10 protein-coding genes are annotated in these 18,983 nt (G+C 47.6%); 9 read left to right on the top strand and 1 reads right to left on the bottom strand.

Features of this window, described 5'->3' with window-relative positions:
- Positions 1-66 precede the first annotated feature (66 nt).
- Complete coding sequence (tnpA, locus tag HMPREF0658_RS02450; protein ID WP_004292844.1) at positions 67-1,002, bottom strand: transposon Tn4555 protein TnpA; 936 nt, start codon at positions 1,000-1,002, stop codon at positions 67-69.
- Positions 1,003-1,966: 964 nt separating this feature from the next.
- Between tnpA and HMPREF0658_RS11605 the strand changes: the two genes are divergently transcribed.
- The 9 genes from HMPREF0658_RS11605 to HMPREF0658_RS02410 all read left to right on the top strand — a co-directional run bounded on the left by HMPREF0658_RS11605 (position 1,967) and on the right by HMPREF0658_RS02410 (position 18,971).
- A complete protein-coding gene (locus HMPREF0658_RS11605) occupies positions 1,967-2,140 on the top strand; it encodes a hypothetical protein (RefSeq protein WP_004339688.1) in 174 nt (57 codons plus the stop codon).
- Between the two features lie 56 nt (positions 2,141-2,196).
- The gene (locus HMPREF0658_RS02445; protein ID WP_004339689.1) at positions 2,197-4,629 is read left to right on the top strand and encodes a hypothetical protein; all 2,433 of its coding nucleotides are present in this window, start codon (positions 2,197-2,199) and stop codon (positions 4,627-4,629) included.
- A 421-nt stretch (positions 4,630-5,050) separates the two neighbouring features.
- Complete coding sequence (locus HMPREF0658_RS02440; RefSeq protein WP_004338310.1) at positions 5,051-7,015, top strand: phosphatidylinositol-specific phospholipase C; 1,965 nt, start codon at positions 5,051-5,053, stop codon at positions 7,013-7,015.
- Positions 7,016-7,122: 107 nt separating this feature from the next.
- Positions 7,123-7,635, top strand: a complete 513-nt coding sequence (locus tag HMPREF0658_RS02435; protein ID WP_004338308.1) for an isoprenylcysteine carboxyl methyltransferase family protein — start codon at positions 7,123-7,125, stop codon at positions 7,633-7,635.
- Between the two features lie 432 nt (positions 7,636-8,067).
- A complete protein-coding gene (locus tag HMPREF0658_RS02430) occupies positions 8,068-9,471 on the top strand; it encodes a DUF3945 domain-containing protein (protein ID WP_004338306.1) in 1,404 nt (467 codons plus the stop codon).
- A gap of 21 nt (positions 9,472-9,492) precedes the next feature.
- Entirely contained in the window at positions 9,493-11,577 is a 2,085-nt protein-coding gene (locus HMPREF0658_RS02425; RefSeq protein ID WP_004338303.1) for a type IA DNA topoisomerase, read from the top strand.
- Positions 11,578-11,670: 93 nt separating this feature from the next.
- Positions 11,671-16,164 carry a DUF2958 domain-containing protein gene (locus HMPREF0658_RS02420; RefSeq protein ID WP_006948343.1) on the top strand — a complete coding sequence of 1,498 codons (4,494 nt, stop codon included), beginning with the start codon at positions 11,671-11,673 and terminating at the stop codon, positions 16,162-16,164.
- Between the two features lie 257 nt (positions 16,165-16,421).
- Positions 16,422-17,675, top strand: coding sequence for a site-specific integrase (locus tag HMPREF0658_RS02415; protein ID WP_006948341.1), 1,254 nt, complete (start codon positions 16,422-16,424; stop codon positions 17,673-17,675).
- Positions 17,676-17,687: 12 nt separating this feature from the next.
- The gene (locus tag HMPREF0658_RS02410; RefSeq protein WP_024990780.1) at positions 17,688-18,971 is read left to right on the top strand and encodes a site-specific integrase; all 1,284 of its coding nucleotides are present in this window, start codon (positions 17,688-17,690) and stop codon (positions 18,969-18,971) included.
- Positions 18,972-18,983 lie beyond the last annotated feature (12 nt).

The raw sequence follows: 18,983 nt of genomic DNA, 5'->3' as shown, positions 1-18,983 counted from the left end.
ATATCCGTGAATACCTCCACGATACATCATTTTGAAATAATTTTCGATAATCCCGATTTTTCACGGTTATTTGTTCCTTTCAGCCATGACACGCTCCACATCTGAGCGCAAAAGCAGGTTTTTCACACCCACCTTTATCTTTTCGATGTGCTTCACCTTGACGATATGGCAGATGTTGGCTGACGAAAGACCATAGATTTGCTGCACCTGCTCAACGGTATAGTAGCGTTCATCGTTCACAAGGTCAGTTCTGCGGAGTTCGTTCAAATGTGATTTGGAGTAATAGGTACGCCCGTACTCTCTTTTAGTGGGTATCTTATGGCGATAGGTGTAGGCACGGAGTGCGGTCGGCTTCATGCCGAACAGTTCCTCCACCTCCTCGGTCAGTAGCCAGTCGGTAATTTCGCTAATATCAACTGCCACACCGAAAAACTCGTCAATATGCTTCTTGCTGTAATAGTTCTTTCCTGCGATACGGCAGATGGGGATATGGTTACGCTTGGCGGAAGTGTAAAGCCATGACTGCTTTACCTTAAAAAGGGACATCACCTCCTCGCCCGAATAGAAGTCCAACACTTCTTCGCTTTCCTTTTCCCTTTTTTCTCTTTTGGCAGGTAAGGAAGATGAAGATGATTTCCTTGGTGTGGAGGTGTTGCCGGGCAGGATGCGGTGATAGGGATTGCCCTCCAACATCTGCTCGATGTCGGCTCTGCGGATGAATGCCATGCGGTTGCTGATGCGTGAGGCTTTCAGCTTGCCGATGGCTACAAGTTTGTAAATGTACTGTCGGGAACAGCCCATGAGGATGGCTGCTTTGGAAAAGGTGAGATACTCCTGATGCTGTATCTCCATCAAGGGTTGGGCGACTTTGAAGAGGTTGTTCTTCTGCATCACTCTGGCTCGTTTGGCTTCTGCCTGACAAGCCTCACTGCAATATCTTTGCATACCGCTTCGGGTTACAAAGGACTTGCCGCAAAAACTGCATTTTCTGGTTGCTTTCATACCGTTTTATCGTTTAATGGTTCATTTCTTCAATCCTATATCTCTGAAATGGTAAACGGATGTGAACGGAAGTCAACCATTGTCGCTTTTCTACACAGTGTGACTGTTTCCGCATATCGGGGCGGTTATTGTCGCTTGTCGTAAACGGTTGTAAACCCTTGTCAACTGTCTGCACGGTGTGACAAAAAACAAGCCCCGCAAATTCTCCACGTCAGAAATACGTCTCAAAAATATGTGGAAATTTGGGAAGCGACAAATGGCAACCGAAAAGTGTTAAATTTTAGAATATGCTGGTAATTAAAGATTTACACTCGGATATTTCTGATTAGTTTTGGTTGTTCTATGGTTATAAATACAGTTAAGAACAATAGCGCTCCCATATTGGATATATTCAGGAGCAACAAAAATAAAGGTAATAACTATTTTTGATGATGTATGTATAAATATGCGACTCGCAATTTCGGCTGCCTGCCAACTTCTTCTTCCGCCTTTAGCAAAGAGTGCGAAAGAATGTTGCACTCTGCATGTTTATTAACATCTTTTATTACCCCCCCCCGAATTTTTAACACTTTTTATTGGTTCGCCGCGCACTACTCTCTCTCCGCCTTTTTTCATCGCAAGAAAAGGTATGAGAGGAGTATCGCCATACCCATGAGTGTCGTGTGACTTGCGCACAGTACTCGTATGTACGAAATAGCAAAAGCAGGAAACGCTACAACAAAAAACTATGAAAACAACCTATAGTCGTGTAGCACTGATAGAGATTAAGACAATAAAAGACTATGTAACCGAAAAACGAACACGCTTATGGAGGAAAAGAGCGAAAAGGTCTGCAAGTTCCAAAACGAAGTGCAATAAAAGGTCACTCACAACACTGACCGACGTCACTCACAAACAAACTTGGGCAGGCAACAATACACGAGATTTTAACCAATTAGTATTAATAACATAAATTTTAAGAATTATGACAGAGATAATTGACACTCAAGAAACAACGAGAGAGAAAAAACAGTACGTTCGTCCAGAAATCACGATGATACCCATGCAGGCAGAGTGTACGCTGCTGGCTGCAAGCGGCCAAAATATAAATATTGGTGCAGGTGACGCTGGCGACGGGGATAATTTAATAGAAGACTAACCTACAATATATTATCAATAGCAATGAATACATTCTTTACACCAAAAACGAGTAAGATGAAATGGCTCTTATCCTGCGTGATAGTGCTCTCATTTCTTGTTTCATGCGCTGATGAAACAATGCTTAATAGCACAGATGTTAAGCAGACTACAGAGAAAAACATTGGTGAAACTTCAAGAATTGGCATTTCGGGTAATGCCTGTGTAGAGCTGGCTGATGTATCCTCCTCATTGGATGGAAATACTACAACCACACGTGCCGTTTCTGTAAATTCAAAGTATCTTCCAGTGATAGAAGGCACCGAACTCAAAGCACGAATCTTTATCGTACGTGTAGACAAAAACGCCAAGACGATGATTGACGGCAAAGAGGCGATGGACGGCAACAAGGTGGTGCTTGGAGCTGGAGAGGTAAAATTTGACAAAGTAAGCTACAATAGCGATGGCTCTATTGACGTAAAAACTAACGACATGGTTGAGTTTCATTGGCTCAACGACAAGGCATTTACACCAAAGCAAAATGAGGAATGGTATGTGTGTGGCATCATCGGAGGCGAATATAACCCAGACTTTGACAGAGAACGCAAAAATATGAGTCTTGACGACAAGACAAGGAGACGTGCAGAAAAGCTATATCATTTCTATGTAGACTTCGACCCTAATCACTCTCCATACCACAACCAACTTGATGCTAATGGAAACATTCGAGTTACCGTACCTTATGCCACAGGCTGGATGAAATTACAGATGAAAGATGGAAAAATCAATTTTGACAAATGGAAGTTTAGGTTATTGGGAACAATGATACGCTTCAAGGTGAAGCGCAATACCGACTTGGTAAAACCAGAGGGACATAAATATGCCTTTGCCAGCTCGCAAATCACTGCCCGAGGCGGTTTCCTGATGATGCCTCCCAGCCTGTTCCGCTCCAATGCCGATCTTGCTATGGATCATTCTTTCGGTCTCGATTGCGAGTTGCGCCCTTGGACGAACAGCATTGAAAGCAACTTCTACTGGATGTACGAAAATGACAGGCAGATACATTTCAACAATCCTGGCAACGTGAACCCACTCGACGAGAGCGCAGACTACGGTTCGCCACTCTACGAGTATCGCTACACCTTCGATGCCTCTGCCATGCGCAAGGGAAAGGAGAAAGCCGAGTACGACGAGTTCTACGTGTGGGGTATGCCCATACCTAAGCTCAACTACATCGGGCAAACCATGCTTACCGCCGAGCGTGGAGGATTTATGCTGGGTAGGAAACAGAAAGGCAACCCACGTTATCCGTACGCTGATGAATGGTTGGTTGGGCAGTCAAAACCTCAGGAATGGTCGGGCGAGTTCAAAGTTCTCGATTTCAAAAGCAAAAAAGTTAAAGGCTGTGGCTTCTCCACGGAAGTAGGTGTGTGTCGTCCACGTTTTAGTGAGATGAGAGACGGTAAGCCTGCCTATCCGTGGGCAAACCCTTTGGAACGCTTGGCGGTAACAAACAGCAAGACCGATGAGATGGGCTTCCACGACACCAACGCACCACACCCCAACGAGGCTGATTACGGATGGGTGAACAACTGGTCGCTCAAAAGTGCCGATATGAAAATGCGCTTTGCGCTTAACAATGGCACCATGAAGCCACAAGATTACCATCTTCCCACTGGCGAAGAATGGGGAATCGCCTTGCCTAATATCCTTACAAGCATCTATAATGGTACTTTGCCTATAGGTCTTACAGGCTGGAATAACATCAAGTCTGCTCCCAACCCTTACTTCGAAATGTTCGACCCAGAGGAAGACGACATGCGCCCCATCATCACAGCTGGCGAAACACACAACAGCAACAAGGCAGATATTCAAGAAGAGCGGTTTTGGAACAATAAACCTATCTTCTACTCCTACTTTATGCAAGATAAGAGCCGGCTCGAACTCTACGCCATTCGTTTCTACGGCAACAATAAGGAGGCACAGTCGCACAAAGACCGCCGTCCCTACGGCAACCGCTATCGCTGTGCCTATCGCTGGAGGTTCATGGACGCTGGCGGTCCCGATGCCACCAACGACGGACAGGGCATGCGCCTCGTGGTACAGAGCCGTTGGATAGGCAACGCCAACGTAACCGTGCGCGACATCATGGACGACAAGTGGTGGGGAGAATGTTCGGACAGCAACCCGCTCTATCGTACCGACTGTTATCGTGTTTTGCCCTGCGTAGGCTACCCCTTCCCAAAAGGCGGAGCTACATGGCGCATGGCATACTGGTCAAGAACACGCTGGAAATACGACACCTACGACAAGGACAACGAGCACAGCAACAAGACATTCTGCTACCGTGTGCTATCCAAAGACGGCTTCGACCGTGGACATAACGATAATGCCACCCTGCACTACGGCGTTCGCCTCATGGTAAACAGAGACGTGGACGAGTTCGGCAAGCGCGCCCCACGCCAGTTGCAGAAAGACAAGGACGAGCAACGACTCATACGTCGCAAATAGTATCTAAGGTGAGGGACAATGCGTGTCCCTCACTATAGTATATAATTTTATGTTAAGGAATGGCTAAAAATAACAAATACATGTTGGTTCCTATTGGTGAATTTATCCATAACACTGTGTGTGGTAGGCTTCTATGCTTCCCTACTTATATTTTTAGCTTCCTTACCCCCGTTATTTACAATATTTAACAACCCGGATTGGGTATGTAATTTTGCGAGGCTGTGCATCTCGAAGTCCATAGATGACTACGAGATGCATTTTGCGTGTACATAGACTTTTGAAAAGAAGACCGCTGCAACTCAAAGTTACATCATTCCATTTCTTTCCAAAGCGTACGATAAATGCCAATAGTTAGGTTTTGGAAGTTGCCTATTATTCACTATCTTTGCACCTTAAAAAATAAAAATACATAGGATTTACTATGATTTCAGGACAAATCGCCCTTCAATGGGGTAAAAGAACAATCTATAATTTGACGGTGATATATGCGCTGTTATCCACCATGCTTCTATACGGATGCGACGGTGACACTACAGTGAATAGCGAAAGTTCGTCTCATCAATCAACCACGATACGGCTTACAATAGAAGTCCCTAATGGTGGTGTAGATAACACCAAGATGGTAGCAACAAGATCCTTCACCTATGGTTTTGAGGGAGATATGGTCCCACCGAAGATGCGGCTAAAAGAAGGCGAAACAACTGAGGGACTTTGTGTTATCAGAAACGAAAACCCCAAGATACCAATAAAATTAGTACAGGTGAAATGGAAAACGCATGATGGTGTCTTGTGGTGCGACACTCTCAATGCTGACGTGGAGGCTCCTCACGATGAAAAAATTGGTAATTGGCAGGCGTGTTTTCTACTTGGTCATGGAACCTACGATGAGAAGACGCACAAAATAAAAATGGGCGTAGAGCGTTTGGCACGCCCCATAAGCCAAAATGAGGAGCAACTATGGAACATGCCTTACCTGTCAGCTTGGTTGCCCTTGAAAACGAGCGACGGTTTACACCTGCGTTCGCCACATGTGAGTTTCAAACCGCAAGGAGCGTTCATACGCATGAGATTGACAAATGATACTAAACATGACATGAGCGTGGCATCACTGCGCATGCGCCCCACTGACGATTCCATGCAGGCAGCACCATTCGTGTGGGAGGCAATGTGGCAGACTGATGAACGAGGGGATGCGCCTGTCGTTTCTCCAGTTTTGCAGAAAAGCGGAGAGGATTTCGAATGTCCACTCGCACAACCACTCACATTAAAACCGGGCGAGACATCAGCCTGGTATGGCTTCTGGAGTATGCCCATAGGTAAATCCGTAGGGTATTCGGGCAATTACTTCGTCGTACCTGCAGAAGAAGCCAAGATACATCGATCGCCATGGTGGCTGTACCACACTCCACTGGAAGGAAAAAGCAATGCGCAAGGCCCCGTGGCAGGTCGAACCTACACGCTCTCACTGAAACTGCGGCAACTAATCTCCACTACCTATGCCAACTGGATGCAGGATATGGAGGACGACCGACTGGTGTGCAAGATGTCCATACCCGGAACACACGATACAGGAGCATGGTCAGGCAACTGGTGGGTGAAGACGCAAGACAAGGACATCAAGGGGCAGCTCGAGAGCGGCATACGCTTCTTCGACATACGCTTGGTGCTTGCAGATGGTGTGCTAAAGCTATGCCACGCCAGTAATGTATTCGACCGCACGTTCCACAAGGATGTATTGCGTGCCACCGCCGATTTTCTGCGGGAGCACCCATCGGAAACGGTTATCATGACCATCAAGCGTGACCACGACTACGACAAAGATGGAGGTAACAAGTACCGTACGGCAGTGGGTAACGTGTTAAGGGCTGATCCCTACGTTACACCATACATTGCAGGATCGTTCAGTCCGACACTTACAATGGGAGAACTACGAGGCAAGATGCTCATCTTGAGCCGTGAGGGCTGGTACTCCACCAACTCGGGGTGGATAGACCGCTGGTATGATAACAAACAATTCTCTACCAATATCTACTCCACCAATCACAGTCGTACCACGCTGAATGTGGAGGACACTTACAGATGCGCTGCTGGCGACAAGGTGAATCTCGTGCGCCAGAACCTGCTAAAAGCCAGTGAGGCGTACGGTGGTGCGGCACCCGACTGGTTCATCACCTTCTGCTCGTACACGGGTCCAAACGGCATAGGCACACCCAATGCCGTCACAGGATACGTTGATCCGCATGTGATAAATATTCTTAAGGGAGACCATCAGTTGCGTACAACGGGTATACTGCTTTTCAACTTTGCAGGCTGGTGGGACAACGGACTCACCAACATCGCCATCAAATTCAACGATACTGCCACACCGCCGCTCAAGCAGTGGTAACAAGTTGGGGCAAGTCAACACACCAGCCGAGCCGTGCGTAATCCCCCCCCCGCGTGTCGGCACGGCTTCATAGCGGATTATTAAACATCATAAAACATATTACAGTCATGCTATATGCAATTATCATCTTCGCAAGTTTCTTTGTATTACGCTTGTTCTCCCTCGCTTTCTCAATAAGGAACGAGAAACGTCTCATCAAATGTGGAGCTACACAGTACGGAAAACGCAACTCCCTACTGCTGACGCTTGCCCATATAGCCTACTACTTTGGTGCCCTCTATGAGGGATATACCAGCAATATGGAGTTTGACAGGACCTCTGTCATCGGCGTGGCAGTCATGGCATTCGCCTACATCATGCTGTTTTACGTCATCTACAAGCTGAGTGACGTTTGGACAGTGAAACTCTACATCGTACCCAACCATCGCATCAATCGTAGTTTCTTGTTTCGTACGGTGCGACACCCAAACTATTTCCTCAACATCATACCAGAACTGATAGGTGTGGCGCTACTCTGCCATGCTTGGACAACGTTATGCGTAGGTCTGCCCCTCTACGGCTACCTGCTAATAGTTCGCATCCGTCAAGAGGAAAGAGCCATGCGACACCTGCTATCGTAACGATCGTGACCGACGTCGATAAACTTTATAAAATACTACCTATCATCAGGATAACTTTTATAAACAGGACAGCAATCACAGACAGCCGTGAGGCATCAAGGGGGGAGGAGTTTTTCTTTTCAGAAAAAACTCCCCCCCCTGTGTGTTTCATCCAATATTCTTCCAGATGTCGTCACTCACGACGCTGACCGACGTCGGTCACGGTTATTGGTAGCTGACATTCGAGCTGCAAACCAAAAAACTTATCGTTGATGTGCTTTCTCATCCATAGACTTTCTCTTGTAGGGGAAGTTTTTTTTGTTGGTACATCAAATCTTCCTCTCATTTTGTTTCCCACTTTTTCCCACTATTTCCTCACAGTGTGAACGTTTGGTTTTATCCGTTTAATTTTGCCAATATATAACATTATATATTCATCAAAATGTAATATTTATGGAACCAAACAACAATGACAACTATGTGCTGGTCTTGGAAGACCGCACGGAAGTGAAGAATGAGCAAGAAGCGGGAAAAATCTCCGTAGTATCGGGTATCGACGACAAGGGCAACCTCAAGACCACAGAGGCTGCCGCTGCCAATCAGGCTGCGTTCTTGAAATTCAACAACAAGGACGGACTTCTAAAGAACTTCATGTCCAATTTCCTCAAACAGTTCAATAACCCGACTCGTTTCGGACTGTACAAGGTTTTGGCAAACAATGTAGAACAAGGTGTGGACAATCTTCGCACCATGTTGCAAAGTCGTGAAAAGCCAGAAAGCAAACAGCAACTGACAGAGATTGGAGTATCCTTTGACGATTATCTGCCGAAAAAGAAGAACGCCACAGCCATTGATGAGTCGAAGATTGATTGGAAGCAACTTGGTGACCTCGGTCTTACCCGTGAACGACTGGAACAAAGTGGAGAGTTAGAAAAGATGCTTTCTTGGCAGAAGAGTAACCTTATTACTATTGCCGTACCTATTGGTGACACGACCATCTACACCGAAGCACGTCTTGCATTCCGCACGGATGATAATGGCAATGTCGGCTTGGCTATCCACCCGTTACGCAAGGAGCCACAGCTCGACTTCCCCTATATGGGTTACAAGTTCTCTCCCGAAGAAAAGGAGCAACTCCTTGCTACGGGCAACCTTGGCAAGACAATCGAAGTAACGCCCAAGAACGGCAATCCTTTTTCTGCCTATGTCTCCATCGATCCACAGACCAACGAAATTGTTGCCTTACGTGCCGACCGTGTGAACATTCCCAAGGAGATCAAGGGTGTAACGCTCTCTGATGTCCAGTACAAAGATCTTGTGGAAGGCAAAGCCGTGAAAGTGGAGGGTATGACCGCCAAGAGCGGCAAGTCTTTCAACGCCACCCTGCAGGTTAATGCCGAGCGAAAAGGCATTGAGTTCATCTTTGACAATAACCGTGGTTTTAAGGAACGCCAGCAGCAGACACAGCAGCAAGGTGTCCCACATAAGCTTTGCGGTTTAGAGTTATCAGATAAACAGCGTGAAGCATTGGATAGCGGTCGTACACTATATCTAAAGAATATGGTGGACAAACAGGGACAATCATTCAATGCCTATGTTCGCATGGACAAGGAACAGAATCGCCCACGTTTTTACAAGTGGAATCCTGACAAAAAGCAAGAAACCGGCAAAGAAAAGGTGGTTGCCGTAGCAGAGGAACACAAGACACAGGTTGCGGTCAATAACCACGGCAAGACCAACGAAGCCACCAAAAATGTGAAAGAACCACTCAAAACGGGACAGACACAGCCTACTGCTGAGCAGAAGCAAAAGCAGGACGAGAACAAACAGAAGAAGTCCCGTGGACGTAAGATGTAACCTTTAATTCTATTATCAACTATGATTACTTGTATTATTGCCGAGAAACCCTCGGTAGCCAGAGATATAGCCCGTATCGTAGGGGCTAATACCAGACAAGACGGATATTTAGAAGGTAACGGCTATATGGTTACTTGGGCAATGGGACACCTCATTGCCCTTGCCATGCCCGAAGCCTACGGTTTTTCTGCCTATAAAGCTGAAGACCTGCCCATTCGTCCCAATCCATTTCAGTTAGTGGTACGACAAGTACGTAAGGATAAGGAGTATGTATCAGACCCAGCAGCACTAAAACAGCTCAAGGTGATACGCTCCAGCTTTGACAAAGCAGACCGCATCATCGTTGCTACCGATGCAGGACGTGAAGGTGAACTCATCTTCAGATACATCTATTCCTATCTCAATTGCCATAAGCCTTTCGACCGCTTGTGGATTTCCTCCCTCACCGATAAAGCCATCCGTGAGGGACTTTCCAACCTCAAACCAGGAAGCAGTTACGACAATCTCTATTATTCCGCCAAAGCAAGAAGCGAAGCCGACTGGTTGGTGGGTATCAATGCCAGCCGTGCATTGTCCATCGTCCGCAAAGGCGGCTATTCCTTGGGACGGGTACAAACCCCAGCTCTTGCTATGGTCTGCCGTCGGTACATAGAAAATCGTGATTTTTCTTCCGTCCCCTATTGGAAACTCTCCGTAGCAGCAGAGAAAGAGGGCGTATCGCTGAAAGCTGTGAGCAGTAGTGCATTTGACAATGAAGCCGATGCACAGTCCGCTCTCGCCATGCTTCGCGAACAGAGCCGGCTTACCGTGACTTCGGTCGCAAAAAAGGTGGGACATACGTCGCCACCCCTCTTGTTCGACCTTACCTCCCTACAGAAGGAAGCCAACCGAAAGCACGGCTTTTCAGCAGATAAGACCCTCTCAATCGCACAAAGCCTCTATGAGAAGAAAATCACGACCTATCCCCGCACCGGCAGTCGATACATCAGTGAAGACGTTTTCGAGGAAGTACCCACTTTACTTGGCAAGATAGGCACTGCACTTCCGACACCACTTAACCGCCACTCGGTGGACAACGGCAAGGTAACTGATCACCACGCCATTATCCCTACGGGTGAAACAACATCGGGACTATCGACAGATGAAACGACCATCTACCAAATGGTAGTCCATCGTTTCATCGAAGCCTTTTCTCCCGATTCAGAGGAGGAGAGGATGCAGGCGGAACTGACAGACGGTACAAACACCTACATTTGGAAGGCGTGCCGAAGTATCTCCTTGGGCTGGAAAGCCGTGCAGCATAGTACTGGCACGAACGATGAAAAAGGCAAAGAGGAAGAAGAACAGACTTTATCCGTATTGCCCAATCTAATAGAAAACGAGGTGTTACCACTGCTTTCTTCAGAAATTACCGAGCACAAGACCAAGCCCAAACCGCTCTATACAGAAGCGACTTTGCTTTCTGCTATGGAAAACGCAGGGAAAGAGGTCGCAGATGCAGAAAGTAAAAGAGCAATGGCAGAGTGCGGCATCGGTACACCAGCCACTCGTGCCAATATCATCGAGACATTGATTCTGCGAGACTATATCCGAAGAGAAAAGAAAACGGTAGTCCCGACAGAGAAAGGCTTGGCAGTCTATGAGATTGTCAAGGATAAACGAATTGCCAATGCAGAGATGACAGGCTCGTGGGAACTGACCCTTGCCGCCATCGAGGCTGGACAAATGCCACCCGAGAAGTTCGCACAAGGCATCAACTCCTATGTGGAGACGATTTGCGAGGAACTCCTTGCCCTTGCTCCACAGGTACAAAAGTCCTATCCCACCTACCACTGCCCCAAATGCAGCAATGAGAGTGTGGGCATCTATGCCAAAATTGCGAAATGCAGGCACGAGGGCTGCGACTTTCACATCTTCCGTGAAATCTGCGGCACGTTCCTTTCCGAGGACAATATCCGTGATTTGATAACTACCGGGCGAACGCCTATCCTCAAAGGCTTGACGAGCAAGGCAGGCAAGAAGTTCAACGCACGTCTTGTTTTGGGCGAAGACCACACCACCGCCTTTGAGTTTGAAGGAAAGAAAGGAAAAGCACGAGGGAGATAGTTACCACAGACTCAGAGATAAAACAAATTAGTTGGGAGATAGGAAAAATTATCTTCCGACTAATTTTTCCTCTCCATCTTAAACAGAAAAATTATGGCATACAATAAGAAAGCAGTCTTGGAGGGCAATACGGAAGCCATCCGTGTAATCCTCCGATTAGAAAAAGAACGACGTGAAGCCACCGAAGCCGAGAAAGTCCTGCTCAGAGGTTATCAAGGTTTCGGTGGTCTGAAATGCGTGTTGAACCGTTGTGATAATCCCGATGACCTCCGCTATTGGAGCGCATCGGAGCAAAACCTGTTCGCGCCTACCCAAAGGCTCAAACAGATGATTTACCGTGATGCCGTCGATGCCAGCACCGCCAAACGCTATTGGGAGAGTATCAAGGCAAGCGTACTGACCTCCTTCTATACCGACACCCGTATCGTCTCCGCCATTGCCGAAGCCCTTAGTGCTGCCGACGTGCAAGTAAGAAGGTGCTTAGACCCTTCAGCAGGTATGGGAGCCTTTACCGAAACCTTTGCCAAAAGTGCCGGTATGGTCGATGCGATGGAGAAAGACCTACTGACGGCGCGCATCACACAAGCCCTTCATCCTTACGGCAAGGATAATATCTTTGTTCGGCAAGAACCCTTTGAAGCCATCGGAGAACTGGAAGAAAAGGACAAGTACGACCTGATTACCAGCAACATCCCCTTTGGCGACTTTATGGTTTATGACCGTAGTTATAGCAAGGGAGAGAATATCCTTAAACGGGAATCCACCAGAACCATTCACAATTATTTCTTTGTAAAAGGGCTGGACACTATCAAGGAGGGCGGACTTCTTGCATTTATTACCTCGCAGGGTGTATTGGACAGCCCCAAGAATGAAGCCATCCGCCGTTACCTCTTGCAGAATAGCCGTCTTATCTCCGCCATCCGCCTACCTTCGGGTATGTTCTCCGAGAATGCAGGTACGGATGTGGGCAGCGACCTGATTGTCCTGCAAAAACAATCGGGCAAGGAAATTGGTGAGGGCATCGAACAGCAGTTTGTACAAACCGCCTCTGTTCCCAAAGGCGACGGCTTTTCTATTGCGTTTAACCATAACTCCCTCTTTGAGGGCGAATGGAAGGACATTTCCCACCGCACGATTGCCACAGAGCGCACGATGGGTACAGACCCTTATGGTAAGCCCGCTTGGGAATATACGTTTGACGGCAGTATCGAGGATATGGCTGACAGTCTGTGTACACAACTATCCTTGGAAGTGGAGCAGCGTTTCGACCGCAAGCTCTACGAAACCGGCATACCCATGACCGAGGAGGAATGGCAGGTACACGTGGACAAGATGGTGCAGAAAGTGCAAGGAGGTCTAAAAACAGAACAACCACCTCTGTTACAAGAATCCAAGGATAAGGAGGAAAAGAAAGAGGATAAGGAAGATGAAAAAGAAGAAGAAAATGCTTACAATTTGATGCCCGACAGCACTAAGAAGCAACTTCCCAAACTCTATGCAACAGAAAAGCAACTCATCGGCGACCGCACAGCATACGCTCGCTACTTTTTCCCTATGGGAGCCTATACCGCCTATATGCTGGAATACGACCCCAAGGAACGCATCGGCTTCGGAGCCGTTACGATGGGCTATGGTTGGGAACTTGGGTATATGTCCCTCAAAGAAATGGAGGAAGTCAAGATACACGGATTGGGTATAGAACGGGACTTATACTTCAAACCCACTAAATTGCACGAGATAGCAGAACTGGAAGAGATTGTCAGAGGACAATACACTAAAGAACCCATCATTGAGGAAATCAAGGATGAAAGCCGTCAGGAAGTGCAGAAACCTGTACAGGAAGACAATCAACCACAAGCAATGGTAGAACAAGTCGAGGAGGTTTTGAAAGTCGAAGAAGCTGCGCCAGTTTTACATACAGAGCCTGAAACCGAACCAGCCCCAGAAGGTGTCCCCGTAATTACCCTTCAAAGACAATACGAACAAGAAAGCCGTGAAATTCGCACAGACGTGGAAGCCCCACGCGAGATGAACGGTCAGACGGTATTCTTTGATGAAGACCATCATCCGATTATGGATAGCACCATAGAGACAGAAGCCATGGAACAGTTCTTGTTTGCCCCAGAGGAATATAGTCTTTGGACACAAGATGTAGCCCGTGTAAATAATGAAATCAAAGAGGCTGCTCAACAAAAGAAGGTCAGCGATAACCAACCACTTTCTGCGAGCAGGCAACCCAAGCCGGCAAGAAGCACGCCAAGCAGTTCCCGCAGAAGCAAGAAAACTGCATCTGCTCCCGTCAGAGAGCCCTCGCTCTTTGACTTTATGGAGGAAGCCGAACCTCGCAAGCCACAGCCCATAGCAGAGGTTAAGAAAGAGTTTGATGCTTCACCGCGTCCGTTCCTTTCTTCTCCCGACTCACATTTGCGTGACGGCTCGATAGTCGTACAGAATGGGCAGGTAGGTTTCCTGTCTGACTTGAAACGACATCCTACCTTCAACCCGATGGACTTACCCTTTGCTCAGCTCTCACGGCTGAAAGCATATATTGAGATTAGGGAGAGTTATCACCGACTCTATGATTATGAGGCGAACAACCAAGCGGAGGACAAGGAAGAGCGTGAGAAACTCAATCGGCTTTATGACGGCTATGTAGGTCGTTGGGGGTACTTCAACCAGAAGACAAACACCGATGTCATCAAGATGGATGCCACCGGAGTGGAAATGCTGTTCTTGGAACGCTCCGAGAACGGCAAGTACATCAAGGCGGACATCTTCGACCACCCGACGGCTTTTTCCACCTCCGAACTGTCCATAGCTTCAGACCCGATGGAGGCATTGGGCGCATCACTCAACAAATACGGCACGGTGGAGCTTGACTATATGAGTTCTTTGCTTCCCGATATGGAAGAGAGCGATATGCTTTCTGCTTTGGAAGGACGCATCTTCTACAATCCCGAAGAGGACAGCTATGAGGTAGCCGACAAGTTTATTTCTGGCAATGTGATTGAAAAGGCGGAGCGTATCGAGTCGTGGCTCTTGGATCATCCGGAGCATGAGGAAGCGAAACAGAGTCTGACTGCCCTGCGTGCCGCCACTCCCACGCCCATTCCCTTTGCTGATTTGGATTTCAACCTCGGTGAACGCTGGATACCCGCGAAAGTCTATGGCAAGTTCGCCTCGGAGTTCTTCGAGACGGACATCAGGGTGAGTTATCATTCTAATATGGACGAGTATGCCATTGGCTGCGACCAAAAGAACGGTAATATCTGGCACAAATATGCTGTACAAGGTGAGTTTAGACGCTATGACGGACTCAATTTATTGAAGCACGCACTTCACAATACCATTCCTGACATTAACAAAAGCAAGACCATACTTGATGCGGAGGGTAATGAGAAGACGATTAAGGTTCGTGACGGTCATGCCATACAGATGGCAAATGCCAAGATTGAGGAAATCAGACAAGGCTTTGTAGATTGGCTCGGACGGACACCCGACACGTTCAAGGAGCAGCTCTCTGACCGTTACAACCGCCTTTTTAACTGCTTTGTGCGTCCCAACTTCGACGGTACGCATCAGTCGTTTCCCGACCTCGACCTTAAAAGATTGGGCATACAAGACCTTTATAAGAGTCAGAAAGATGCCGTGTGGATGCTGAAGACCAATGGAGGTGGTATCTGCGACCACGAGGTCGGTGCAGGTAAGACGCTTATCATGTGTACAGCAGCCTACGAGATGAAGCGGTTGGGATTGGCTAACAAACCGATGATTATTGGACTCAAAGCAAATGTATTCGATATTGCCGACACTTTTCGCAAGGCTTATCCCAATGCCAAGATACTCTATCCGGGAAAGAATGACTTCAGCAAGCAGAATCGCCAACGCATCTTCAATGACATCAAGAATAATGATTGGGACTGCATTATCCTCACGCATGAGCAGTTCGGCATGATACCGCAAGCATTGGAGATACAAGAAGCGATTTTGCAGAAAGAAAAAGATTCTGTAGAAGAAAATCTTGAAGTGCTCCGTATGCAGGGAGCGGACATCTCCCGTGCCATGCTCAAAGGCTTAGAAAAACGTAAGCAGACCTTGGAAGCCAAGTTACAGGACATTCAAGACAGCATTGCCGAGCGCAAGGACGATGCCGTGGACTTTAAGATGATGGGTATTGACCACCTTTTTGTAGATGAAAGCCACCAATTCAAGAACCTGATGTTCAATACTCGCCACGACAGAGTGTCGGGCTTGGGCAATCCGGATGGCTCACAGCGTGCGCTCAATATGCTCTTTGCCATTCGCACCATACAGGAGCGGTCAGGCAAGGACTTGGGAGCAACTTTTCTTTCGGGAACTACTATCAGTAATTCGCTAACAGAATTATATTTGCTCTTCAAATACTTGCGCCCGCAAGCCTTGGAGAAGCAGGGCATTAACAGTTTCGACGCATGGGCTGCGGTCTTTGCCAAGAAGTCCACTGACTATGAGTTTTCCATCACCAATGAGATTATTCAGAAGGAACGCTTCAGAACCTTTATTAAAGTGCCTGAACTTGCCTCGTTCTATGCGGAAGTATGGGAGTAGAAAGCAGAAAATGGTACAAAACTCATATCTGACTGACACACAGTGGGTATTGCTTGTTTCTTCATTGGGTTGCATCATAGAAAATGGGCAGAAAATGGAGCGAAAAGGAGGGAGTTCAGTTACCAAATCGTTCGACAAACGATGAAAGGAAAAGGATAGCTGAAAATGGTAACTAAAACGGTGTTTTCTCTTTCATTATCAATGTTTTGCATCGCTCAAAGTTCCTCGAAGAAGTGTAATTTTGCAAGCAAAAAACAATGGAAAAAGAAAAATTCAAGCTGCTTTTCTATCTCAAGAGAGGTACGCAGGACAAAAACGGAAAAAGTCCCATCATGGGACGCATCAGCGCAGGGCGCTCTATGGTACAGTTTAGTTGTAAATGTTCGTGTACTCCTCGTTTGTGGGACAGTCGCAAGAACCGACTGCTGGGCAAGAGTGCCGAAGCCGTATCGGTAAACAAGGAACTTGACCGCCTTCAGGTGAGTATTCACAAGGTTTACGAGTCTCTTTCGGGTAAATCCGATGCTCCCATCACGGCAGAGCGAGTACGGGAACTTGTGTTTGGGCTGAACAGCGAGTCGCAGGGACTGCTCCATCATACGGACGAGTATATCGACCGTTTCCGTGAGCGTGTGGGCATAGACCGCAGCGAACGCAGACTAAAATGTCTGTTGCTCTTTCGCAAGCATCTGGCAAACTTCGTCAAGTACCGCTACCGTGTGGAGGATATTCTCATACAGAAAGTCGATGCCGTCCTTGTCAAGGACTTGGAAGACTACTTCGCCAAAGAAAAGGGATTCAAACTCAATACATCTGCCGGTTATCTCTCCATACTGGCTTCCTTGCTCAAAGACCTGCATAAACGGCGTATCATTGACACCTATCCTTTCATCAATCACTCCATCCGTTGGGAAGTGGGTACTCCACGTTACATCACGAGGGAGGAGGTAAGACGTATCGCAGCCTTGGGAGAAGACGAACTGCAAGGCTATGAAAAAGTGTCGAGGGATATGTTCCTTTTCTCCTGCCTGACGGGACTTGCTTATACCGATGTGTATCACTTGACGGAGCAGCACATCTTTCACGAGGCGGGAATGACTTGGATACGCAAGCCGAGAGTGAAGACGGGCAACGTGTGCCACATCCCCCTACTACCCGAAGCTGCTGCCATCATTGAGCGTTATCGGGGCATTCACACGAGGGCTTTCCGACACGAACCGCCCAAGGGGTATCTGCTTCCCATCCCTGGATGCGACACGGTGAACATACATCTCAAAAAGATAGCACGGCTTTGCGGTATTCAGAAAACGCTGACCTATCACATGGCACGGCATACCTTCGCATCGCAAATGACATTGTCGGAAGGCGTATCCATCGAGAGCGTTTCCAAAATGCTCGGACACAGCCAAATCAAAACCACGCAAGTGTATGCGGAGACTTCTCCAGAGCGTGTCTTTCAGGACGTGGAGCAAATACTTCCGCAACTCGCATATTATCAACTGACCAACTAAAACCACAGAACAATGAAAAGTACATTTTCCATACTATTCTACACGGACAGAAGCAAGACCAATGAACACGGACTATGCGTAATCCGCTGCCGTATCACCTGCAACGGCACGTCTTCATCGTTTTCCACACAGTTGCAAACTTCCCCCGATGAGTGGCTTGCCCGAAAAGGGCGCATCAAGGCGACAGCAGATAATTCAAGTGGCATCAATCTGCAACTGAACTCAATCGAAGAGTGCCTTCATTCACTCTATGAACGCACATTAAGGGAAGAAAACTATATCACGGCGGAATACCTCAAGGAGCGTTATATGCAGCAAAGCCGCCCCATGCCTACACTTACGGAGCTGTATCAATCCGTTTGTGAAGCCAAGAAGGAATTGCAGGGCAGAACACTAAGCAAGGCGACCGTCAAGGCTTTTAAGGACAGCCATAAGAGTTTTGTTCATTTCCTGCAAGTAAGGGGCAGGACGGACTGTATGCCCACGGAGGTGGACAAGACTTTGCTTGAGGACTATCGCCTTTTTATGCTTCGGGACTTGGGCAACAAGGAAAGCAGTGTCGGAAACCGCCTGCGCCACTTGCATCAGGTCATTCGCAAAGCATTGCAGGAACGATACGTTCGGGAAGACCCTTTTGAACTCATTGACATAGAAACGCCTACCTACGAGCGCAACGCACTTACGGCTGACGATGTGCAAAAACTCTTGGCTTATCGTCCGCACCGCTCGACAGAAAACCATTGCAGGCTCATTTTCCTCTTGGGATGTTTTACGGGGTTGGCGTTCTCCGATTTGAAGAAACTCAGAATGGATGATGTCTATACGCTCAGTGATGGACGCAGGTATATCTCCCTCTGCCGAACAAAGACACAGAACAGAAGTATTGTCCCGTTGCTGCCCATTGCTGAGGAAATACTCGCAATTGTGAGCCACGGACGAAGGGAGGGGCTTTTCTTTCGGGAGTTTCCCTGCAACAGTAATTTCAACAGAACCATTCAGGAGATAAGCATCAAGGCAGGACTGCCACCGCATACCCAAGCTACCTCGCACACCGCACGGCACACCTTTGCCACGACAATCTGTTTGGAGAACGGATTGCCGATAGAGACGGTAAGCAAGATGCTGGGACATCGCTTTATCTCCACGACCGAGATTTATGCACGGGTAACCAAGAGCAAGATTGCCAAGGAAATGCAACCCCTGATGGGAAGTGAGCGTACAAGGGAATTGCGTAAAGCCTTACGACTGTGTCCGTCAAGACCACCGAAAAAGTCAAGTCCCTTAATTGGGGGGTAACAGCCGTAACGA

Origin of the sequence: Hoylesella marshii DSM 16973 = JCM 13450, from assembly GCF_000146675.1 — a bacterium.
GTDB classification, from domain to species: domain Bacteria; phylum Bacteroidota; class Bacteroidia; order Bacteroidales; family Bacteroidaceae; genus Prevotella; species Prevotella marshii.
Note: the sequence above shows the minus strand (reverse complement) of the source record. Positions and strands in the feature narration are given on the sequence as shown.